Below are 20,795 nucleotides of genomic sequence, written 5' to 3'. Positions count from 1 at the left end.
AAGCTAAGCCTCACAGCGCCGATGGTACTGCAGGGGGGACCCTGTGGGAGAGTAGGACGCCGCCGAACAATCTTTCAGGGAAAGCCCCTCGCCTCACGGCGGGGGGCTTTTTCGCGTTCTCGGACCATTTCCGGACCATTTCCGGAGCCGGAGGCCGAACCGCCGGGGCTGTTGCCGGGTGGTTCGGTGCACGGCACACTGTGGCGTCATGGTCGTGGAGCAGGGCGAGGGGGCCGGCGGAAGAGCCGGCCGAGGCGGCGACGACTTTCGGGTGTTCTACGAGGCCGCGTACGGTCAGTTGGTCGCGCACTTGTACGCGCTGACGGGTGATCTGGGTGAGGCGCAGGACGCCGCGCAGGAGGCGTTCGTCCGGGCGTGGAACCACTGGGGGCGGCTGGTGTCGCACGAGAATCCGGTGGCGTGGGTCCGGCTGACGGGGCAGCGGATCGCGATCAGTCGCTGGCGGCGGGCGCGGACGGCGTTGCAGAGCTGGATCCGGCACGGGGACGCGAATCTGCCGGTTCCGGGGCCGGGGCCGGAGACAGTGGCGTTGGTGGAGGCGTTGCGGCAGTTGCCGGAGGCGCAGCGGTCGGCGTTGGTCTGGCACCACATGGGGGGTCGTTCGGTGGCGGAGATCGCCGCGGACGAGGGGGTGCCGGTGGGGACGGTCAAGGCGCGGTTGCACAGGGGGCGGCAGGCGTTGGCGGTGCTGTTGGGGGAAGAGCCGGCGGCGGCCGTGGAGGAGCCGATGGTCGCGCCACTGCGGTCGGCCCCGGTGGCTGCCGCAGGTGAACCGGCGGCGGGGGGCGGGGAGTTGACGAGGGCCGACGGTGCTGACGAGGTGCCGGTGACGGCGCGGTTGACGGGGGCTCGGGTGCGGATGGCGGACGGATCGCATGTCTGAGCCCGAGGCGGAGACGGTGGAGACAGTGGGAACGGAGGACCGCCCGGCGATCGGGGCTGCCCGGTTGGAGGCGATGTTCGACGGGCTGCGGCGCGAGGTGGTGCTGGCCGTGCCGGTGCCGCCGAGCGAGGAGATGGTGCGTCGCGGGGTACGGCGGGGGCGTTACCGCGCGGGGGCGGTCGCGATGGCGGGGGTGCTGGGCGTGGCGGTGCTGTGGTCGGCGGCGGAGTTGGTGCCCCCGCCGCCGGGGCACGGGCACGGCGTGGCGGGGTATCCGGTGCCTCCGACGGCTGCGGCGTCCGGGCCGTCGGAGGTGCGGTCGCTCCCGGAGCCGCAGTTGCCGTTGCTTCCGTCGGCGAATTCCGAGGTGGAGTGGGCGCCGCTGGAGTCCGCAGATGCGGTGGTGCGGGCGCTGACGCTGGACGTGTCGCGGATGCCGAGCGTCCTGGGCGGGTACGGCCCGTGGACGGCCTTCCCGGTGGCGGACCAGGTGGCCACCGGCACGGCGTCCCCGGGCTCGACGACCGCGGCAGGTCCCTCCGCGAACGCCGACTCGGCCGTCGGCAACGGCACTTCATCGACAGCGAGCCGGCCGGCGACCCAGTCGGCGAGCCGGGCACCAGGTCAGGAGACGAACCGAACCGCAAGCCGGCCGGCGGGCCAGACCCCCGGCGCGAGCGGAAGCGCGTCCGGTCCCCCCGGCGTGGACGCGTTCGCGGACGGTTGTGTGTCGCGGCTGGTCCGCACGTCGGGTGCCGTGCAGTTGTGGGAGCAGCGGTACGTGGACGCCGGGCACCCGGAGGCGACGGCGCAGCAGGTGGTGATGCGGTTCGAGTCGCCGTTGGCGGCGGAGTACCAGGCGAGCCGGCTGATGGGGGGCGGGGAGTGTGTGAGCTCGGGGGCGGGGTGGACGGTCGAGCAACAGGTCGGCGCAGTGGTGGCGTTGGGGGTGCGGCAGCCGGTGGCGTATGCGGAGGAGGCGGTGGTGCACATCAGCGGCACGATGGTGGCGGTGTTGACGGTGCGTCGCGGCGGGCGGGGGGTGTCGCCGGCGGCGGGACTGTCGGATCCGTTCCGGGAATCGGCGCTGGAATTCCTGCAGTTGCGCGCATCGGAGCCCGAGGCCGGCTGAGGCCGCACGGTCCTGGAACGGCACCGGACCCAGGGGCGGCGTCGCGGTGTCCGGAGAGTTTCGAAAAAAGTCCGAGGTGCGGTGCAACCGGGCTGCTTCGGGCCGCGTTGGTGTGATGAGGTCGCCGCCGATCGGGGTGGCGGCCTGCGGGGGAACGCCCGGTCGGACGGTCGGGGCAGAACAGGGGACTGTCCCGGCTGCCCGACCGGGCGTCAACGAGGCACCCGCCGGGCGTCGCCGACGAGGTGCGGCCGGGCGGGAGCGTCACAGAGGTGTCGGCCGGAGTGCAGGCCGTGCCGAGCCGTGGGTTCGGCGGCCGGAGGGGAACGCGGTGGGGGTGTCGGTGGTGTCGGAGCCCGAGGGGCTGGACGAGTTGCGTCGACGGGCGGTCGCGGCGGGTCCGCCGCCGGCCGAGGGCATGGTGGTGTGCGAGAACCTGGTGCGGATCCACCGTTCCGAGGGCGTCGAGGTGCAGGCCCTGCAGGGGCTCGATCTGACGGTCGAGGACGGCGAGTTGATCGCGGTGGTCGGCGCGTCCGGTTCGGGGAAGTCGACGCTGCTGGGGATCCTGGCGGGGTTGGACGTGCCGACGGCGGGCAGTGCCCGGGTGGCGGGGCACGATCTGCTGGCGATGGACAAGCGGGAGCGGCTGGCGTTCCGGCGCCGGACGGTGGGCTTCGTCTGGCAGCAGACGGCGCGGAACCTGCTGCCGTACCTGACGGCGGTGGAGAACGTGATGCTGCCGATGGGGTACGCGGGGGTGCCGCGCCGCGATCGGCAGCGGCAGGCGGCGGACCTGCTGGGGATGTTGGGGATCGGGCACCTGGCGGGGCGTCGGCCGGCGGAGATGTCGGGCGGTGAGCAGCAGCGGGTGGCGATCGCGGTGGCGAACGCGAACTCGCCGGCGCTGCTGCTGGCGGACGAGCCGACGGGCGAGCTGGACAGTGCGACCAGCGAGGAGATCTTCGCGGCGCTGCGGTCGGTGAACGAGGAGTTGGGGGTGACGGTGCTGATCGTCACCCATGACCCGATGGTGGCCCAGGAGGTGCGGCGCACCGTGCGGATCCGCAACGGGCGGACGTCGACGGAGGTGCTGCGTCCGGAGCGGGGCGAGCCGGGGGTGGAGTACGCGGTGCTGGACCGGGTGGGCCGGTTGCAGTTGCCGCAGGACTTCACCGAGGCGTTGGGGCTGAGCCGCCGAGTGCGGTTGGCCCTGGAGGAGGACCACATCGGAGTGTGGCGCGCGGAGGGGTCGGAGGTGCGCGGGTGACCGGCGCGATGGTGGTCGTGGAGGACGTGCACCGGACGTTCGGGGCGGGTGACCGGGCGGTGCACGCGGTGCGCGGGGTGTCGTTCACGGCGAAGGCCGGGGAGCTGACGGCGCTGCGGGGCCGTTCGGGCTCGGGGAAGACGACGCTGCTGAACCTGGTGGGCGGCCTGGACACGCCGTCGGCGGGGCGGATCAGCATCGCGGGGATGGATCTGTCGGGGCTGGACGAGTCGGGCCGGCTGGCCTTGCGGCGCGAGCGGATCGGTTTCGTGTTCCAGTCGTTCGGGTTGATCTCGGTGTTGACGGCGGCGGAGAACGTCGGGGTGCCGATGCGGTTGCGCCGGGTGGCGGTGAGGGAGCGCGAGGAGCGGGTGCGGACCCTGCTGGCGATGGTGGGCCTGACCGACCACGCGGAGCAGCGGCCGACGGAGCTGTCGGGCGGCCAGCAGCAGCGGGTGGCGGTGGCGCGGGCGTTGGCGAACGAGCCGGCGCTGTTGATCGCGGACGAGCCGACCGGGCAGCTGGACTCGGACACCGGTCTGGCGATCATGGAGTTGCTGCGGGCGGTGGTGCGCAGCGAGGGCGTGACGGCGCTGGTGGCGACGCACGACCCGCAGCTGATGGACCTGGCGGACCGGGTGCTGGAGCTGCGGGACGGCAGGATCGTCGAGGAGCCGCAGCAGTAAAGAGGAGCCGCAGTAATAAGGGGTGTCAGGCCCAGAGCTCGCGGACCTGCTCGGTGATCCGGTGGGCCTGGGCCCGGCCGGCCTCGGCGGCGGGTGCACGGACGGCGGTGTCGAGCGGGTTGGCGCCGAAGGCGGCGAGCGCCTCCTCGTCGGGGGTGACGGCGAGGACGGCGCCGGTGGCCCGGAGGGTCTCCAGTTCGGTGTCGAAGTGGTGGTCGGTCATCGGGGCGACGACCAGGACGGCCTGTTGACCGGTCATCAGGTCGGCGTTGGTGTTGCTGCGGATGCCGCCGTCCATGTAGCGGCGGCCGTCGATCTCGACGGTGGGCCAGATGCCGGGGATGGCGCAGCTGGCGGTGACGGCGTCGACCAGGGGGATGCCGCTGTGCCGGTCGAAGATGCGCAGTTCGCCGGTGTCGGCGTCGACGGCGGTGAGGGTGAGCGGCCAGGCGGGCCAGTCGTGGGCGGGGAGACGGCCGGCGACGACGGCGCGTCGTTCGGCGGCGGGGACGGTGTCGGTGTCCAGGGCGAGGCGGCCGATGCGGCGGCGCAGTTCGGCGGGGTCGGTGATCTCGGCGACCAGGCCGGCCCAGGTTTCGAGGACCGACCCGACGGTGTCGAGGGGCGGGACGATCTCGTGGTTCTGCCGGGTCGGGTCGGTCTGCCGGAGGTGGAGTTCGGCGAGCGGGAGACCGGAGGCGAGTTGGCCGGCGACGGTGGCGCCGGCGGAGGTGCCGAGGATGTGGTCGGCGGTGCCGGGAAGGTCGAGGCCTGCTTCGGCGAGGCCGTGGAGCAGGCCGGTCTCCCAGGAGATGCCGGCGAGTCCGCCGCCGCCGAGTACGAGTCCGCGCATGGTGGTTCCCCCTTGGGTTGATCGCTTCGTTCGGCATTTTGGCGCAATGGCCGTCAAGAAGTTGCCAATTCTTCAGTCGGGCCAGCCTGATCAGCGGATATTCCGATTGCAGGGCCTAGTCTCAATGGCATGGTGCACACGGGCCGCGGCCGGCTGCGGATCTATCTCGGGGCGGCCCCGGGCGTCGGCAAGACGTACGCCATGCTCTCCGAGGCGCACCGCCGCCTCGACCGGGGCGCGGACGTGGTGGTCGGCTTCGTCGAGACCCACGGGCGCGCCCGGACCGCGGAACTGCTCGACGGCCTGGAGACCGTCCCGCGCCGCACGATGACCCATCGCGGCGCCGAGTTCACCGAACTCGACCTGGACGCGCTGCTGGCCCGGGACCCGGCGGTGGCGCTGGTCGACGAACTCGCCCACACCAATGTCCCCGGCTCGCGGAACGGCAAGCGCTGGCAGGACGTCGAGGAGCTGCTGGCGGCCGGGATCGACGTGATCTCCACCGTCAACATCCAGCACCTGGAGTCGCTCGGCGACGTGGTCGAGGGCATCACCGGCGTCCGCCAGCGGGAGACCGTCCCGGACGAGGTGGTGCGGCGCGCCGACCAGATCGAGCTGGTCGACATGTCGCCGCAGGCGCTGCGCCGCCGCCTGGCGCACGGCAACGTCTACGCGCCGGAGAAGGTGGACGCGGCGCTCGCCCACTACTTCCGGCCCGGCAACCTGACGGCGCTGCGCGAGCTGGCGCTGCTGTGGACGGCCGACCGGGTCGACGAGTACCTGCAGCGGTACCGGGCCGAGCAGGGCATCCAGGGCACCTGGCAGGCCCGCGAGCGGATCGTGGTCGGCCTGACCGGCGGCCCGGAGGGCGCCACGCTGATCCGCCGCGCCGCCCGGATCGCGGCCCGCAACAGCGCCGGCGAGCTGTCGGCGGTGCACATCTCGCGCTCCGACGGCCTGTCCGGCTCCTCGCCGCAGACGCTGATCGAGCAGCGCGCGCTGGTGGAGAGCCTCGGCGGCAGCTTCCACTCGGTGCTCGGCGACGACCCGGCGGCCGGGCTGCTGGACTTCGCGCGCGGCGTCAACGCCACCCAGATCGTGATCGGCACCAGCCGCCGCAAGCTCTGGCAGTACGTGTACGGGCCGGGCGTCGGCCTCACGGTGACCCGGGACTCCGGGGACATCGACGTCCACATGGTCAACCACGAGCACGCGGCGCTCGGCCGGGGCCGGATCCCGATCCGCAGGGTCACCGACCTGGGCCGGACCCGGGCGATCGCGGGCTGGCTGATCGGCGTCGCCGGGCCGCCGCTGCTGGCACTGGTGCTGAGCCGGTTCCACGACCAGGGCCTCTCCACCGACATGCTGCTGTTCCTGTCGCTGACGGTGTGCGCGGCGCTGGTCGGCGGACTGTACCCGGCGATCGCCTCGGCGCTGGTCGGATCGACGGCGCTCAACTACTACTTCGCGCCCCCCATTCACGCCTTCACCATCGCCGAGCCGCAGAACATCCTGGCGGTGGCGATCTTCACCGCGGTCGGCATCGCGGTCGCCACCGTGGTCGACCTGGCCGCCCGGCGCAGCCATCAGGCGGCCCGCGCCCAGGCCGAGGCGCAGACCATGTCCGCGCTGGCCGGCACCGTGCTGCGCGGTGCCCCCAGCGGCGAGGGGGTGCTGACGGCACTGCTGGAGCAGGTCCGGGAGACCTTCCAGCAGGAGGCGGTCGCCCTGGTCGAACGCGCCGATCCGCACGCCGCCTGGAACGCCGCCGCCTCGGTCGGGCCGCGTCCGCCCGCCGGTCCCGAGCAGGCCGACGTGGACGTGCCGGTCGGCGACCGCCTCGCGCTGGTGCTGCGCGGCCGGGTGCTGCCCGCCGCGGACCGGCGGATGCTCGGGGCGTTCGCCAACCAGGCCGCCATGCTGCTGGAACGCCGCCGGCTGGCCGGGGAGGCCGCCGCCGCCCGCCGGGAGGCCGAGGGCAACCGGATCCGCACCGCGCTGCTGGCCGCCGTCTCGCACGACCTGCGCACCCCGCTGGCCGGGATCAAGGCCGCCGTCACCTCGCTGCGCGCCGAGGACGTCGAGTGGGACCAGGAGGACGAGGCCGAGCTGCTGGCCGGCATCGAATCCGGCGCGGACCGCCTCGATCATCTGATCAACAACCTGCTGGACATGAGCCGCCTGCAGACCGGCACCGTCACCCCGCTGCTCCAGCCCACCGACCTGGACGAGGTGGTGCCGTTCGCGCTCGGCGGCGTCCCGCCCGGCAGCGTCCGGCTGGACGTGGCGGAGTCACTGCCGATGGTGCGCGCCGATGCCGGGCTGCTGGAACGGGTGCTGGCCAACCTGGTGGAGAACGCCGTCAAGTACGGCCCGCCCGGCAGCCCGGTGCTGGTCAAGGCGGACCTGCTGCCGCGCGAGGGCCGGGTCGAGCTGCGCGTGGTGGACCGCGGTCCGGGCGTCCCCGAGGAGGCCCGGGAGCGGATCTTCGCCCCGTTCCAGCGCTACGGCGACGCCCCGCGCGGCACCGGCGTCGGCCTCGGCCTGGCGGTGGCGCGCGGCTTCGCCGAGGCGATGGACGGCGCCGTCACCGCCGAGGACACCCCCGGCGGCGGGCTGACCATGGTGGTCTCGCTGCCCGCCGTCGACCTGCACGAGCACACCGACAACGGAAAGGCCGGTCCCGCATGACCCGGGTCCTGGTGGTGGACGACGAACCGCAGATCGTCCGTGCCCTGGTGATCAACCTCAAGGCCCGCAAGTACGAGGTGGACTCCGCGCACGACGGCGCGAGCGCCCTGGAACTGGCCGCCGCCCGCCATCCCGACGTGGTGGTGCTCGACCTCGGCCTGCCCGACATGGACGGCGTCGAGGTGATCCGCGGCCTGCGCGGCTGGACCAGGGTGCCGATCATCGTGCTGTCCGCCCGGCACGCCTCCGACGAGAAGGTCGAGGCGCTGGACGCCGGTGCCGACGACTACGTCACCAAGCCGTTCGGCATGGACGAGCTGCTGGCCCGGATGCGGGCCGCCGTACGCCGCGCCGAACCGGTCACCGCCGAGGGCGAGCCGGTGGTCGCCACCGAGTCGTTCACCGTCGACCTGGCCGCGAAGAAGGTCAACCGTCAGGGCCACGACGTCCGACTCACCCCCACCGAGTGGCACCTGCTGGAGGTGCTGGTGCGCAACTCCGGGCGGCTGGTCAGCCAGACCCAGCTGCTGCAGGAGGTGTGGGGGCCGGCCTACCGCAAGGAGACCAACTACCTGCGGGTCTACCTGGCGCAGCTGCGCCGCAAGCTGGAGGCCGACCCCTCGCACCCCCGCCACTTCATCACCGAACCGGGCATGGGCTACCGCTTCGAGCCGTGACCGGGCCCACCCGTGGCTCTGCCGCCGGGAGGCGGTGAACCGGTACCCTTCCCGCATGAGTGGTGACAACATCGGCGACCAGCCGCAGGGCCGTTTCCGCCGCATGCTGAGCCGGCTGACGTCCTCCTCGGAGGAGCTGGCCGCCCAGGAACTGCGGCAGGACACCGCCGAGGCGGGCTGCACCCCGATCGCCGCCTGCGGCGACCGTGAGATCGTCACCGTGGCCGGCACGCTGCGGACCGTCACGCTGCGCCCCCGTGCGGGTGTGCCCGCGCTGGAGGCCGAGCTGTTCGACGGCACGGAGGCGCTGGACGTGGTGTGGCTGGGCCGTCGCTCGATCGTGGGCATCGAGCCGGGCCGCCGTCTGATCGCCAGCGGCCGGATCGGCCACGCACGCGGGCGCCGCGTGCTCTTCAACCCCCGCTACGAGCTGCGTCCGGTGGGACACGGGAGCGAGTCCGCGTGAGCAACGAGGCCGAGGCGATCCGAGTGACCGCGCACGACCCGCAGGACGACCCGCAGAGCGGTGTGTACGAACGGGACGCCTCCAAGGAGGCGGCCGAGACGGTGCTGAAGGCGTTCGGCGGCATCCGCGGCATGGTCGACATGACGCTGCCGGGCCTGGTGTTCATCATCGCCTTCAACATCACCCACAAGGTGCCGGTGGCCGCCTGGTCGGCGCTGGCGCTGTGCGCGGTGTTCGTGGTGGTCCGGCTGGCGCGGCGGGAGACCATCCAGCACGCCTTCTCCGGCGTGTTCGGGGTGGCGATCGGCGCCTGGATCTCGATGAAGACCGGCAAGGCCGAGGACTTCTACCTGCCGGGCCTGCTGTGGAACGTCGGCTACTGCATGGCGCTGGCGGTCTCCGCGCTGGTGCGCTGGCCGATGATCGGACTGATGCTCGGCCCGATCACCGGCGAGATGTTCACCTGGCGCAAGCAGAACCCGGGCCGGCTGGCCGCCTACACCCGGGCGACCTGGGCCTGGGTGCTGATCATGGGCCTGAAGCCGTTGATCCTCTTCCCGCTGTACTTCACCCACAACGTCAACCTGCTGGGCTGGCTGAAGGTCGCCCTCGGCATTCCGCCGATGCTGCTGGCGATGTACGTGACCTGGCAGATCCTGCTGAAGGCGCCGCCGCCGATCAAGGCGGAGCTGCCGGAGGACGAGGAAGAGCCGCAGAAGTAGTCGGCAGATGTGACGAAGGGCCCGCGCGATGCGCGGGCCCTTCGTCGTACGGCGGGGCGGATCAGCCGGCGAGCAGCGTCTCCAGCTCCTCCTCGCGCTCCTGCGCGGCGACGAACAGCAGCTCGTCACCGGCCTCCAGGGTGTCGCTGCCACCGGGGACCAGCACCCGGCCGGCCCGGATGATGGTGACCAGCGCGGTGTCCACCGGCCAGGCCACGTCCGAGACCCGGGTGCCGACCAGACCGGTGTCGGCGGCCAGGGTCAGCTCGACCAGGTTGGCGTTGCCCTGCGAGAAGCGCATCAGCCGGACCAGGTCGCCGACGCTGACGGCCTCTTCGACCAGCGCCGACATCAGACGCGGGGTGGAGACGGCGACGTCCACGCCCCACGACTCGTTGTACAGCCACTCGTTCTTCGGGTTGTTCACCCGGGCGACCACCCGGGGCACCCCGTACTCGGTCTTGGCGAGCAGCGAGACGACCAGGTTGACCTTGTCGTCACCGGTGGCGGCGATCACCACGTGGCAGCGCTGCAGGGCGGCCTCGTCCAGCGAGGTGATCTCGCAGGCGTCGGCGAGCAGCCACTCCGCCAGCGGGACCCGCTCCACCGAGATGGAGTTCGGGTTCTTGTCGATCAGCAGGACCTCGTGGCCGTTCTCCAGCAGCTCTCCGGCGATGGAACGGCCGACGGCACCGGCTCCGGCGATTGCGACGCGCATCAGTGACCAGCCTCCTCGGGGCCCTTGGCGAAGGCCGCCTCGACCGCGGTCAGTTCGTTGCGGCGCAGCATCACGTGCACCAGGTCGCCCTCCTGCACCACCATCTGCGGGGTGGGCAGCACGCCCTCGCCGACGCGGGTGACGAACGCCACCCGGACACCGGAGGCGGCCTCCAGCTCGGACAGGCGGTGGCCTATCCACGCGGGGGCGAACGCCACCTCGGCGAGCTGCACGGCGCCCGACGGGTCCTGCCAGACCGGCTCGGCGCCGCTGGGCAGCAGCCGGCGCAGCATCTGGTCGGCCGTCCAGCGGACGGTGGCGACGGTCGGGATGCCCAGACGCTGGTAGACCTCGGCGCGGCGGGGGTCGTAGATGCGGGCCGCGACGTGCTCGACGCCGAAGTTCTCGCGGGCCACCCGGGCGGCGATGATGTTGGAGTTGTCACCGCTGGAGACGGCGGCGAAGGCGCCCGCCTCCTCGATGCCGGCTTCCCGCAGGGTGTCCTGGTCGAAGCCGACGCCGGTGACCCGGCGGCCGTTGAAACCGGCGCCGAGCCGACGGAAGGCGGTCGGGTCCTGGTCGATCACCGCGACCGAGTGGCCTTGTTTCTCAAGCGTTCTGGCGAGGGCCGAGCCCACGCGCCCGCAGCCCATGATGACGATGTGCACGCGACTACCTCACCCGATCCGTTGGGGTCATGACCTGCGTAAACACCGTTCATCGTCCTTCCGTGCCCCCGATTGCGGGGGCGACTTGTCGACTGCGCCTGTGATCCGACGCAGGGGGCAACCAGGTGGTGCCCGCTGACCCGTAATCCGACACGCTAGCCGGTCCGCCGAACACAGTCGCGACCAAGGTGGCCCCGGGAGGCATCGAGTGCCACCGGGAGCCCTTACGATTCCTTGCTGTGCCTATGCCTGCTGACCTACCGAAACGCATCCTGATCGGGCGTGCGCTGCGCAGCGACAAGCTGGGGGAGACGCTGCTCCCCAAGCGGATCGCGCTGCCGGTGTTCGCCTCGGACGCGCTCTCCTCCGTGGCGTACGCGCCCGAGGAGATCCTGCTCACGCTGTCGCTGGCCGGCGCGTCGGCGATCCACTTCTCCTGGCAGATCGGCCTCGTGGTCGCCATCGTGATGCTCGCGGTGGTCGCCTCGTACCGGCAGAACGTGCACGCCTACCCGAGCGGTGGCGGCGACTACGAGGTCGCCACCGTCAACCACGGGCCGAACTCCGGCCTGGTGGTGGCGAGTGCGCTGATGGTCGACTACATCCTCACCGTGGCGGTCTCCACCACCTCGGGCGTGGCCAACGTGGTGTCGGCGGTGCCGGCGTTGCGCGGCCACGAGATGGCGCTGTCGGTGTTCCTGGTCATCCTGCTGATGGGCATGAACCTGCGCGGTGTGCGCGAGTCCGGCTCCGCGTTCGCGGTGCCGACGTACGCGTTCATGGTGGGCGTGCTCGGCATGGTGGTCTACGGCCTGGTGCGGCACTTCGGGTTCGACTCGGCGCTGCCCGCGGAGAGCGCGTCGTTCCACCTGGAGCCGACGCCCGGCAACGGGGCGCTGACCGGGTTCGCGCTGGTGTTCCTGCTGCTCAAGGCGTTCTCCTCGGGCTGTGCGGCGCTCACCGGTGTGGAGGCGATCTCCAACGGCGTGCCGGCCTTCCGGAAGCCGAAGAGCAAGAACGCCGCGACCACGCTGCTGATGATGGCGAGCATCGCCGTCACGATGTTCATGGGCATCATCTACCTGGCACACCTGACCGGGACGCAGATGGCCGAGAACCCGACCGAGCAGCTGATCGGCGCGCCGGCGGACTACCACCAGAAGACCGTGCTGGCGCAGATCTCCGAGGCGGTGTTCTCCAACTTCACCCCCGGCTTCTACTTCGTCGCGGGCACCACCGGCCTGATCCTGGTGCTGGCCGCGAACACCGCCTTCAACGGCTTCCCGGTGCTCGGCTCGATCCTCGCCCAGGACCGCTACCTGCCGCGTCAGCTGCACACCCGCGGCGACCGGCTGGCGTTCTCCAACGGCATCGTGCTGCTGGCCGGCGCGGCGATCCTGTTCATCGTCGCGTTCGGCGCCGACCCGAACCGGCTGATCCAGCTGTACATCGTCGGTGTGTTCGTGGCGTTCAACATGAGCCAGTCCGGCATGATCCGGCACTGGACCAGGCTGCTGAAGACCGAGACCGACCCGAAGAAGCGCGGCCGCATGCAGCGCAGCCGGGCGATCAACGCCTTCGGCCTGGTGATGACCATGGCCGTGCTGATCGTGGTGCTCGCCACCAAGATCGGTCACGCCTGGATCGCGATCGCGCTGATGGTGGTGCTGTTCGTGATGATGAAGGCGATCCGCCGGCACTACGACAGTGTCAACTCCGAGCTGAAGGCCGCCGAGGAGCCCACCGACGTCGCCCCGCCGACCCGGGTGCACGCCGTCGTGCTGGTCTCCAAGCTGCACAAGCCCGCGCTGCGCGCCCTCGCGTACGCCCAGCTGTCCCGGGCGCACATCCTGGAGGCCGTCACCGTCAACGTGGACCCGGCCGACACCGCGGCGCTGCGCAAGGAGTGGGACGAGCGCGGCATCGACGTGCCGCTGAAGGTCCTCGACTCGCCGTACCGGGAGATCACCGGCCCGGTGCTGGAGTACGTGAAGAACCTGCGCCGCGACAGCCCGCGCGACGTGGTCGCGGTCTACATCCCCGAGTACGTGGTCGGCCACTGGTACGAGCACCTGCTGCACAACCAGAGCGCGCTGCGGCTCAAGGGACGCCTACTGTTCAAACCCGGTGTGATGGTGACGTCCGTACCCTGGCAGTTGGAGTCCTCGGAACGACGCAAGGCACCCAAGGCGTGGTCCGCGCCCGGTGCGGTGCGTCGTGGCGAGCCCCGGCCGCGTGCCGGGCAGACCACCGGGGAGTCCCGTGGCGGCAAGGACGACGCCGCGCCGCGCGACTGAGCGGCACGGCCCGTCCGGCCTCCCGATGGCCTTCAATGGGCCCGTGGCGGATCGTTCCCGGTCCGCCACGGGCCGCCGTGTTCTCCACCGTCCGTCCCCCCCCCGTCTTTCGTATCGCGTAAGGAAGCGCCCTGTGACCCGCAACAACCCGCCCCGCTCCTCCGGTCGCCAAGGCCGCCCCGGCCGCACGTCCGGCGCCAAGCCCGGGCAGGTGGCGCACCCGCGCTGGAGCAGCCGGCCGGCCCGGCCCGAAGCCACCGACCGGGAGGGCAACACCGCCCGCAGCCTGCCGCCGGTGCCGGGCGAGCAGCGTCCCGCCGAGGTGCGGCCGGCACCCGCGAAGGCGGCGAAGACTGCGAAGGAGCCGAAGACGGCGAAGGAGCCGAAGACGGCGAAGGGCGAGGGCCCGCGCGCGAAGAACGCCGATCGGCAGGGGCGCAAGCCCGGTGCGGTACGCGCGCCCAAGGCCGTGCGGCCCGCCCAGCGGGCGCTGCGGCAGCCGTCCGGCGACCCGCTGGTCGGCGAACGCTACGAGGTCGAGGTCGGGCCGGTCGCGCACGGCGGGCACTGCGTGGCCCGGCACGAGGGCCGGGTGCTGTTCGTCCGGCACGCGCTGCCCGGTGAGCGGGTGATCGCGCAGGTCACCGACGGCACCACCACCTCGCGATTCCTGCGGGCCGACGCGGTGGAGGTGCTGGAGGCCGCCAAGGAGCGGATCGAGGCGCCCTGCCGGTTCGCCGGCCCCGGCAAGTGCGGCGGCTGCGACTGGCAGCACGTCACCCCCGGCGGGCAGCGCAAGCTCAAGGGCGCGGTGCTCACCGAGCAGCTCGCCAAGCTGGCCGGCCTCACCCCCGAGGAGGCCCACTGGGACGGCTCGGTCGAGCCGGTCGGCGGCAAGCTCCAGGCCGGCGAGGTCCCGGCCTGGCGCAGCCGCGTCCAGTACGCCGTCGACGAGGACGGCACGATCGGCCTGCGCAAGCACCGGTCGCACGACATCCAGCCGATCGACCGCTGCCTGATCGCCGCGCCCGGCGTCACCGAGCTCGGCATCGAGTCCCGCGACTGGACGGGCGTCGCCTCCGTCGATGCGATCGCCGCGTCCGGCTCCTCCGACCGGCAGGTGATCCTGCGGCCGCAGCCCGGCGAGCAGCTGCCGCTGGTCGAACTCGACCGGGAGGCCTCGATCGCCCGGATCGACGAGCAGGACCTGTTCCACCGCGTGCACGGCCGCGCCTTCGTCCGCGAGCGCGCCGTCGGCCGCACCTGGCGGGTCTCCAACGGCGGCTTCTGGCAGATCCACCCCGAGGCCCCGGACACCCTGGTCGACGCCGTCCTCACCGGCCTCGACCCGCAGTGGGGCGAGAACGCCCTCGACCTGTACTGCGGCGTCGGCCTGTTCGCCGGCGCGCTCGCCGAACGGGTCGGCGAGGAGGGCGCGGTGCTCGGCATCGAGTCCGGCAAGCAGGCCGTGGCGGACGCCCGGCACAACCTGGCCGCGCTGGAGAACGTCCGGATCGAGTGCGACAAGGTCGAGACCCTGCTGCCCCGCACCGGCATCACCTCCACCGACCTGATCGTCCTCGACCCGCCGCGGGCCGGCGCCGGCCGCGACACCGTCGCGCACCTCTGCTCGCTCTCCGCCCGCCGCATCGCCTACGTCGCCTGCGACCCCGCCGCGCTCGCCCGCGACCTGGCCTTCTTCCGCGAGGGCGGCTACCGCCCGGTCTCGCTGCGGGCCTTCGACCTGTTCCCGATGACCCACCACTTCGAGTCCGTGGCCATCCTGGAGCCGATCGCCGACCGCCCGTAGTCGACCCACCCGTCAGGACGGGCGCGGGAGTTCCTCTCCCGCGCCCGTCCGGCGTTTCCGGGCCCGGTGGCCGGTTTTCGCGGGGGCGCGGGCGGACAGGGTTGGGGGAGCGGGGGTGCGGCCGGTTTGCGCCCTTGTTGTGCTAGCACCTCGGCGCTAGCGTGAAGCATGGCCAAGAAGCAGCTGAACGTCAGGGTGGATGCGACCACCGCCGAGATGGCCCGCGAGCGGGCCGAACAGCAGGGGATCAGCATGAACCAGTACATCGAGCGCCTGGTACAGCAGGACATGGGCGAGGCGGGGCGCAACTTCGTGGACGCCGCGGCGCAGTTCATGAAGGAGCACGAGGCGGCGTTCCTCGCCGAATTCGGATCGCCGAGCGAACTCCAGGACGTGCGCCGTTGAAACTTGAGGTCGACCTCTCGTGGCTGCTCATGACCGCCGAGCAGTACACGCCCGGTGACCCGCAGGTCACCGACTACGGATCGCTGCTCGCGGCGATCACCAGGCACCAGGCCGAAATCTTCGACATCGCCGTCTACCCGGAGCCGCAGGACCGTGCGGCCGCGCTGATGCACCAGCTGATCCGGGTCCCCGCGCTGGAGCGCAACAACGAGCTGTTCGCCACCGCCGTGGCCTACGCGTACCTGGTGGCCAGCGGCTGCCGGGTGGCGACCACCGCGCGCGAGGTGCGCAGCCTGGCCCGGGCGATCCGGGAGGGCAAGCTCGGCATCACGGGCGTGGCGGAGCGGCTGGCGATGTGGGTGGTCGACGAGTCGGAGGAGGAAGAAGTCGGCGACGACGGCGAGGAGTGAGCCGTCGGTACGGTCCGGCCGCAGGTCAGGGGCCGGGAGAGCGACGAGGCGTCCGCAGCCGGGATACCCTCGACGTTCCCCCGGCCCCTGACGATCCCGCGAGGATGCGACCGAGTTGCTGCAGGACATCGAGCCCTATCTGGTCTGCCCGCACTGCGCCCACCCCCTGACCCTGGACGGCCGCACCCTGCGCTGCGCGCAGGGCCACAGCTTCGACCAGGCCCGGCAGGGCTACGTCAGCCTGCTGGCCGGCGACGCGAAGGCGGGCACCGCCGACACCGCGGAGATGGTCGCCGCCCGCAGCGAGTTCCTGGCGGCCGGCCACTACCGTCCGCTGGAGCGGGCGCTGGCCGAGGCCGCCGCCGGGGTCGCGGCGGACACCGGCCTGGTGGCCGACCTGGGCGCGGGCACCGGGCACTACCTGGCGCGGGTGCTGGAGGCCCGGCCCGGTGCGGCCGGCGCGGCCCTCGACCTGTCGAAGTACGCGCTGCGGCGGGCCACGAAGGCGCACCCGCGGATCGGCGCCGTGGTGTGCGACGCCTGGCGTCCGCTCCCGCTGCGGGACGGCGCGGCGGACGTGCTGCTGAACGTGTTCGCGCCGCGCAACGGCCCGGAGATGCGGCGGGTGCTGCGCCCGGGCGGGCGGCTGCTGGTGGCCGCGCCGACCTCCCGCCACCTGCGGGAACTGGTGGGCGTGCTGGGCCTGCTGTCGGTCGACGAGGACAAGGACCGGCGGATCGAGGAGAAGCTCGGCCCGTGGTTCGCGCCGGTGGGGCGCACGGACGTGGAGTTCGCGCTGCGGCTGTCACGGGCGGACGCCGCCGCCGTGGTCGGGATGGGGCCGAGCGCCTGGCACACCGACCGGGCCGCGCTGGCCGCCGCACTGGACGCGCTGCCGGAGCCCGTGGAGGTCACCGGCTCGGTGCGGATCACCGCGTACGAGTGACACACCGCGACGGGCCCGGCGACGGTTGGGACTCGAAGGGGTGAAAGGCCGTCAGGAGAGTCGTTTCTCCAGCTCACTGCGGGCCTAAAGTGCTCGGAGTGACCAGCGAAGCCCCCTTGGCCCCGCCCCCGGTCGGGCCGCCCGACCGCTCCTCCGCCCAGCCGGGCCGGCGCCCGCCCGCGGAGTCCACACCCCTGGTGAAGCGCCCGACCGTCGAGGAACTGCGGCTGACGTCCTTCAAGTCCTACCGGCGCGCCACCCTGCCGATGTCACCGCTGACCGTCGTCCACGGCCCGTCCGGGGCGGGCAAGTCCAACGCGCTGGACGCCCTCTCGGTGCTCTCCCGGCTCGCCCTCGGTGAGGAGATCAGACCCTCGCTGGACGGCATCGGCGGCATCGGTGGCCCGCTCGCCGTCCCCGTCCGGGGCGGGTTGGCCGGCTGCGTCCCGCACGGGCGCAACGCGATCATCCTGGGCTGCACCGTCCGCTCCGGCGTCGGGCAGGTCCGGCTCGAAGTGGTGGTGCGCACCGACGAACGCGTCCGGATCGCCCGCGAATGGCTCACCCTGGACGGCCGGACCCTGATGGAGACCGGTGAACAGGACCTCGCCCGCGGCCGGGTCAACGTCACCTGGCACAACGACTCCCGGCAGGGCGACATCCGCGCGCCGCTGTCCAGCAGCAGCCTGATCACCGCCCAACTGCCGCTGCGGGTGGCCGGATCGTCCAACGGCGAACGCAAGGTGCTGGCCGCCTCCGAACAACTGCTCACCGCACTGCGCGAGGTGTTCGCCCTGCACCCCGTGCCCGCCGCGATGCGCGGCTGGGCCCGGCCCGAACCGCAGGCCCGGCTGCTCGGCACCGCCGCCAACATCTCCGCCGTCCTCGGCCGCCTCAAGAGCGAGTGCCAGCGCCGCTGGGCCCGGCTGCTGCGCACCGTCCAGGCCGCCGCGCCGCACCCGCTGCTCGGACTGGACGTCGCCCGGCGCGGCGAGGGCGCGCAGCAGCGGCTGATCGCCGTCTTCGACGAGGGCGTGCTCGGCCGCACCGGCGCCGACCAGGCCTCCGACGGCATGCTGCGGCTGCTCGCCTTCGCCGCCGTCCTGCTCACCGGCGCCGACGTCATCGACGTCGACCCGGCCGCCGAAGTGCCCGACGCGCACCGGCAGTTGGTGCTGCTCGCCGAGGACCTCGGGGCCGGGCTGGCGGCCGAGCAGGTCGCCGCGCTGCTGCGGCTGGCCCGCGAAGTCACCGGCAAGGGCGACATCCGGCTGCTCGCCACCGTCCAGGAACCCGGCCCCGCGCACGGCCTGGACGGCGTCGAACTGGTCGAGTGCCGGCGCGATCCGGCCACCGGCCACAGCCTGCTGCGCCGCACCGAACCCGCTGCCCGGGTGCCCGTCCAGGGCGCGGCGCGGGACGCGGCCGCAGTGGTAGACCTGGGGGAATGAACGATGATCTGACGGTGCCCGAACTCCAGCGGCGACTGGCCGAGTTCGCGGCCGCCCGGAACTGGCAGCCGTTCCACACCCCGAAGAACCTGGCCTCGGCGCTGAGCGTCGAGGCCGGTGAACTGCTGGAGATCTTCCAGTGGTTGACGCCCGAACAGGCCGGCGCGGTGATGACCGACGCCGGCACGGCGCACCGGGTGCGGGACGAGGTCGCCGACGTGCTGGCCTACCTGCTGCAGCTGTGCACCGTGCTGGAGGTGGATCCGCTGCGGGCGCTGGCGGAGAAGATCGAGCGCAACGAGAGCCGGTTTCCGGCGGCTTGAGGTCGTTCCGCGGTGGCTTCGTGGCTTCGTGGCTTCGGCGCTGCCGGCGACTCGGGCGTTTCACGTGGGTGCGGAAGTCATCCGGTTTTCCCTCCTGCGGGGGACCCGAGTTTTCCACAGGGCCGGGTTGTCCACAGGTGCGGCGAATGCGCTGGGAACGACCGGCCGGCGACGGCACGCTGAGCCCCTGACCGACCGCCGACCGACGGCGGCGGCGACCGAGGGGAGCGCGCGCCATGGAGGCACTGCGACTGATCAAGACCGTCCGGCAGGACCTGGCCGAGGCCCGGGGGGCCAGGGAGATCCTGTACCGGGCCTGCCGGTCCGGGTTGGCCATCGAGGCCGTCGGGGCGCGGATCGCCGACCACGACGGCGAGCAGTTCGCCACCCTGGGGCAGCTGCTCTCGGAGGCCGGCGGGCACACCGCGAGCTGCCTGCGACAGCCGCCCGATCCCGGCCTCCACGATCCCGGCCTCCACGGGTTCGGTGGCCGGCTCGGCGGCGGGCCGGTGCAGAGGCTCGGCGGTAGGTCCGGGCCGGGGCCGGTCGAGCGGCTCACCGAGCTCGGCGAGCTGGAACCGGTCCTGGTGGAGCTGGCCGGGCTGTTGGAGGAGACCGGCGAGAACCTGGTGGTGCTGGCCTGCGGAGCGGAGACCGAGAGCCTGTACTGGACGTGCATCGACGGGCTCGACGCGAGCTCCGAATGCCGGGATCTGGTCGCCGAGTTGCTGCGCGAGCAGCAGCGGACGACGGCGGCCGACGAGGCGTCTTCCGAGGACGTGGACGCAGCGGAAGCCGAGGCAGCGGAAGACGGGGAGGCGGAAGCCGGGGAGGCCGTGATGCCGGGCGGGGCCCGGCGGGAGGAGCCGAGGCTCGTGGTCCCGCTGGGCCCGCCGGTCCCGGTGGCGTGCGCTCAGTCGCGGGCCGAGTCGTCCGGCTCGCTCCGGGGTGCGGGTGCGGTGTCCCGCAGGTCGGAGTCGAGTCCGGCCAGGTCGGTGTTGATCGAGGCGAGCAGCTCCTGCATCTGCTCCAGCAGCGACTTGGTGGTGACGGGCACGCCGCCCGTGGGGGTGCCCGTGGTGGGCGGCTCGGTCCAGGGCTCGGACATGAGGGGGCCCCTTCAGCTCGGTGGTGCGGGGTGAAGCGCCGGGGGTCGACGCCGCCGGTCCAACGAGTCCCCGCCGTGCGCGGTCACCCGGGACCACCCGTAGCGGTCCAACCGCGGGGCCCGGTCAGCCCCAGGGGTGAGCCGAGTTTGCGAGCCCGGCCCCCGCTCGGCTACAGCGCCGAGCGGGGACGTCCCGAAGCCGGGACGCGAGCCGAAAGGAGATCAGTTGTGCGAGTGCAGATCCGCGTTCAGGCCGCCCCACGAACCGGAGCGGGCGATCACCTCGACCGCGCCGGACTGCGAGTTGCGACGGAACAGCAGGTTGTCCTGGCCGGACAGCTCCACCGCCTTCGCCACCGTGCCGTCCGGGGTGGTGACCCGGGTGCCGGCGGTGACGTACAGGCCCGCCTCGACCACGCAGTCGTTGCCCAGCGAGATGCCGATGCCCGCGTTGGCACCCAGCAGGCAGCGCTCGCCCACCGAGACGGTCTGCTGGCCGCCACCGGACAGGGTGCCCATGATCGAGGCGCCGCCGCCGATGTCGCTGTGGTCGCCGACCACCACGCCCGCGCTGATCCGGCCCTCGACCATGGAGGTGCCCAGGGTGCCGGCGTTGAAGTTGACGAAGCCCTCGTGCATCACGGTGGTGCCCTCGGCCAGGTGCGCGCCGAGGCGTACCCGGTCGGCGTGCGCGACGCGCACTCCGCTCGGCGCCACGTAGTCGGTCATCCGCGGGAACTTGTCGATGCCGTACACGGCGAGCTGCCCGCCCTGGGCGCGCACCGCCAGCCGGGCCTGCTCCACGTTGCCCACCGGCACCGGGCCGATCGACGTCCAGGCGACGTTCGCCAGCAGGCCGAAGATGCCGTCCAGGTTCTGGCCGTGCGGCTTCACCAGGCGGGTGGAGAGCAGGTGCAGGCGCAGGTAGACGTCGTGCGCGTCCAGCGGCTTCTCGTCCAGCGAGGAGATCACGGTGCGCACCGCCACCACCTCGACGCCGCGCCGCGCGTCGACGCGCAGCGCCTCGGAGGCGCCCGCGCCGAGCGCCTGCTCGGCCTCCTCGGCGCTCAGCCGGACGGTGCCGGACGGGCCGGGAGCGGCGGCCAGCTCGGGGGAGGGGAACCAGGTGTCGAGGACGGTGCCGTCGGCGGCGACGGTCGCCAGGCCGACGGCCACCGCGCCGTTCGTGGAAGTGGAGGTCTCAGCAGTCACATCCCGCACGTTAACCAATCGGGGCAAGGACTGACCAACACGCTCA

The 20,795-nt window shown here is 72.7% G+C and carries 20 protein-coding genes and 1 rRNA gene; 17 read left to right on the top strand and 4 right to left on the bottom strand.

Annotated features, from left to right (window positions below):
• From rrf to AMK19_RS16855, 5 genes are all read left to right on the top strand, one after another.
• Positions 1-68, top strand: a 5S ribosomal RNA gene (gene rrf, locus AMK19_RS38615); the annotation flags it as partial.
• A gap of 140 nt (positions 69-208) precedes the next feature.
• On the top strand, positions 209-904 hold the full coding sequence (locus AMK19_RS16870) for a sigma factor-like helix-turn-helix DNA-binding protein (RefSeq protein WP_083646905.1): 696 nt from the start codon (positions 209-211) through the stop codon (positions 902-904).
• Entirely contained in the window at positions 897-2,036 is a 1,140-nt protein-coding gene (locus AMK19_RS16865) for a hypothetical protein (RefSeq protein WP_073812429.1), read from the top strand. Before AMK19_RS16870 ends, AMK19_RS16865 begins: the two co-directional genes overlap by 8 nt.
• Before the next feature lie 346 nt (positions 2,037-2,382).
• Positions 2,383-3,306: an ABC transporter ATP-binding protein gene (locus AMK19_RS16860; RefSeq protein ID WP_073812520.1), complete on the top strand. Its 924-nt coding sequence runs from the start codon at positions 2,383-2,385 to the stop codon at positions 3,304-3,306.
• Between the two features lie 8 nt (positions 3,307-3,314).
• Entirely contained in the window at positions 3,315-3,992 is a 678-nt protein-coding gene (locus AMK19_RS16855) for an ABC transporter ATP-binding protein (RefSeq protein WP_073812519.1), read from the top strand.
• Between the two features lie 25 nt (positions 3,993-4,017).
• Here AMK19_RS16855 and AMK19_RS16850 read toward each other — a convergent pair whose 3' ends face one another.
• Entirely contained in the window at positions 4,018-4,845 is an 828-nt protein-coding gene (locus tag AMK19_RS16850; RefSeq protein WP_073812427.1) for a patatin-like phospholipase family protein, read from the bottom strand.
• Positions 4,846-4,974: 129 nt separating this feature from the next.
• Here AMK19_RS16850 and AMK19_RS16845 point away from each other — a divergent pair, with 129 nt between their 5' ends.
• The 4 genes from AMK19_RS16845 to AMK19_RS16830 are packed head-to-tail and all read left to right on the top strand — an operon-like array spanning position 4,975 to position 9,401.
• Positions 4,975-7,536: a sensor histidine kinase gene (locus tag AMK19_RS16845; RefSeq protein WP_073812425.1), complete on the top strand. Its 2,562-nt coding sequence runs from the start codon at positions 4,975-4,977 to the stop codon at positions 7,534-7,536.
• Positions 7,533-8,213, top strand: a complete 681-nt coding sequence (locus AMK19_RS16840; RefSeq protein ID WP_043914021.1) for a response regulator — start codon at positions 7,533-7,535, stop codon at positions 8,211-8,213. The genes AMK19_RS16845 and AMK19_RS16840 overlap by 4 nt, the downstream gene beginning before the upstream one ends.
• Positions 8,214-8,268: 55 nt before the next feature.
• Complete coding sequence (locus AMK19_RS16835; protein WP_073812423.1) at positions 8,269-8,679, top strand: OB-fold nucleic acid binding domain-containing protein; 411 nt, start codon at positions 8,269-8,271, stop codon at positions 8,677-8,679.
• Positions 8,676-9,401: a DUF3159 domain-containing protein gene (locus AMK19_RS16830; protein WP_083646903.1), complete on the top strand. Its 726-nt coding sequence runs from the start codon at positions 8,676-8,678 to the stop codon at positions 9,399-9,401. Before AMK19_RS16835 ends, AMK19_RS16830 begins: the two co-directional genes overlap by 4 nt.
• Before the next feature lie 61 nt (positions 9,402-9,462).
• Here AMK19_RS16830 and AMK19_RS16825 read toward each other — a convergent pair whose 3' ends face one another.
• Complete coding sequence (locus AMK19_RS16825; protein WP_073812422.1) at positions 9,463-10,119, bottom strand: potassium channel family protein; 657 nt, start codon at positions 10,117-10,119, stop codon at positions 9,463-9,465.
• Positions 10,119-10,787, bottom strand: coding sequence for a potassium channel family protein (locus tag AMK19_RS16820; protein ID WP_073812420.1), 669 nt, complete (start codon positions 10,785-10,787; stop codon positions 10,119-10,121). The genes AMK19_RS16825 and AMK19_RS16820 overlap by 1 nt, the downstream gene beginning before the upstream one ends.
• Before the next feature lie 245 nt (positions 10,788-11,032).
• Between AMK19_RS16820 and AMK19_RS16815 the strand changes: the two genes are divergently transcribed.
• From AMK19_RS16815 to AMK19_RS16780, 8 genes are all read left to right on the top strand, one after another.
• Positions 11,033-13,084, top strand: a complete 2,052-nt coding sequence (locus AMK19_RS16815) for an APC family permease (protein ID WP_073812418.1) — start codon at positions 11,033-11,035, stop codon at positions 13,082-13,084.
• A 490-nt stretch (positions 13,085-13,574) separates the two neighbouring features.
• Positions 13,575-14,894, top strand: a complete 1,320-nt coding sequence (locus AMK19_RS16810) for a class I SAM-dependent RNA methyltransferase (protein ID WP_073812515.1) — start codon at positions 13,575-13,577, stop codon at positions 14,892-14,894.
• A gap of 168 nt (positions 14,895-15,062) precedes the next feature.
• Positions 15,063-15,299 carry a toxin-antitoxin system HicB family antitoxin gene (locus AMK19_RS16805; RefSeq protein ID WP_035862820.1) on the top strand — a complete coding sequence of 79 codons (237 nt, stop codon included), beginning with the start codon at positions 15,063-15,065 and terminating at the stop codon, positions 15,297-15,299.
• Positions 15,296-15,709, top strand: a complete 414-nt coding sequence (locus AMK19_RS16800) for a hypothetical protein (RefSeq protein WP_033216979.1) — start codon at positions 15,296-15,298, stop codon at positions 15,707-15,709. The genes AMK19_RS16805 and AMK19_RS16800 overlap by 4 nt, the downstream gene beginning before the upstream one ends.
• A gap of 115 nt (positions 15,710-15,824) precedes the next feature.
• On the top strand, positions 15,825-16,655 hold the full coding sequence (locus AMK19_RS16795; RefSeq protein WP_073812417.1) for a putative RNA methyltransferase: 831 nt from the start codon (positions 15,825-15,827) through the stop codon (positions 16,653-16,655).
• 98 nt (positions 16,656-16,753) lie between these two features.
• Positions 16,754-18,106, top strand: coding sequence for an AAA family ATPase (locus tag AMK19_RS16790; protein ID WP_143200235.1), 1,353 nt, complete (start codon positions 16,754-16,756; stop codon positions 18,104-18,106).
• Positions 18,103-18,429 (top strand): nucleotide pyrophosphohydrolase, encoded by a 327-nt coding sequence (locus tag AMK19_RS16785; RefSeq protein WP_073812414.1) that lies wholly within the window; start codon positions 18,103-18,105, stop codon positions 18,427-18,429. The genes AMK19_RS16790 and AMK19_RS16785 overlap by 4 nt, the downstream gene beginning before the upstream one ends.
• A gap of 236 nt (positions 18,430-18,665) precedes the next feature.
• On the top strand, positions 18,666-19,571 hold the full coding sequence (locus AMK19_RS16780) for a DUF6099 family protein (protein ID WP_073812412.1): 906 nt from the start codon (positions 18,666-18,668) through the stop codon (positions 19,569-19,571).
• 188 nt (positions 19,572-19,759) lie between these two features.
• Here AMK19_RS16780 and dapD read toward each other — a convergent pair whose 3' ends face one another.
• Entirely contained in the window at positions 19,760-20,749 is a 990-nt protein-coding gene (gene dapD / locus AMK19_RS16775) for a 2,3,4,5-tetrahydropyridine-2,6-dicarboxylate N-succinyltransferase (RefSeq protein ID WP_443135014.1), read from the bottom strand.
• Positions 20,750-20,795: the final 46 nt, after the last annotated feature.

It is taken from the genome of Kitasatospora sp. CB01950 (genome assembly GCF_001905465.1).
In the GTDB taxonomy this organism is placed as follows: domain Bacteria; phylum Actinomycetota; class Actinomycetes; order Streptomycetales; family Streptomycetaceae; genus Kitasatospora.
This window is presented reverse-complemented; position numbering and strand designations above follow the sequence as displayed.

What these genes read in the sequence shown, in the direction of transcription:
- AMK19_RS16870 (WP_083646905.1), top strand. Translation starts at nt 209, where the DNA reads ATGGTCGTGGAGCAGGGCGAGGGGGCCGGCGGAAGAGCCGGCCGAGGC.
- AMK19_RS16865 (WP_073812429.1), top strand. Translation starts at nt 897, where the DNA reads ATGTCTGAGCCCGAGGCGGAGACGGTGGAGACAGTGGGAACGGAGGAC.
- AMK19_RS16855 (WP_073812519.1), top strand. Translation starts at nt 3,315, where the DNA reads ATGGTGGTCGTGGAGGACGTGCACCGGACGTTCGGGGCGGGTGACCGG.
- AMK19_RS16850 (WP_073812427.1), bottom strand. Translation starts at nt 4,845, where the DNA reads ATGCGCGGACTCGTACTCGGCGGCGGCGGACTCGCCGGCATCTCCTGG.
- AMK19_RS16845 (WP_073812425.1), top strand. Translation starts at nt 4,975, where the DNA reads ATGGTGCACACGGGCCGCGGCCGGCTGCGGATCTATCTCGGGGCGGCC.
- AMK19_RS16840 (WP_043914021.1), top strand. Translation starts at nt 7,533, where the DNA reads ATGACCCGGGTCCTGGTGGTGGACGACGAACCGCAGATCGTCCGTGCC.
- AMK19_RS16835 (WP_073812423.1), top strand. Translation starts at nt 8,269, where the DNA reads ATGAGTGGTGACAACATCGGCGACCAGCCGCAGGGCCGTTTCCGCCGC.
- AMK19_RS16825 (WP_073812422.1), bottom strand. Translation starts at nt 10,119, where the DNA reads ATGCGCGTCGCAATCGCCGGAGCCGGTGCCGTCGGCCGTTCCATCGCC.
- AMK19_RS16815 (WP_073812418.1), top strand. Translation starts at nt 11,033, where the DNA reads ATGCCTGCTGACCTACCGAAACGCATCCTGATCGGGCGTGCGCTGCGC.
- AMK19_RS16805 (WP_035862820.1), top strand. Translation starts at nt 15,063, where the DNA reads ATGGCCAAGAAGCAGCTGAACGTCAGGGTGGATGCGACCACCGCCGAG.
- AMK19_RS16785 (WP_073812414.1), top strand. Translation starts at nt 18,103, where the DNA reads ATGAACGATGATCTGACGGTGCCCGAACTCCAGCGGCGACTGGCCGAG.
- AMK19_RS16780 (WP_073812412.1), top strand. Translation starts at nt 18,666, where the DNA reads ATGGAGGCACTGCGACTGATCAAGACCGTCCGGCAGGACCTGGCCGAG.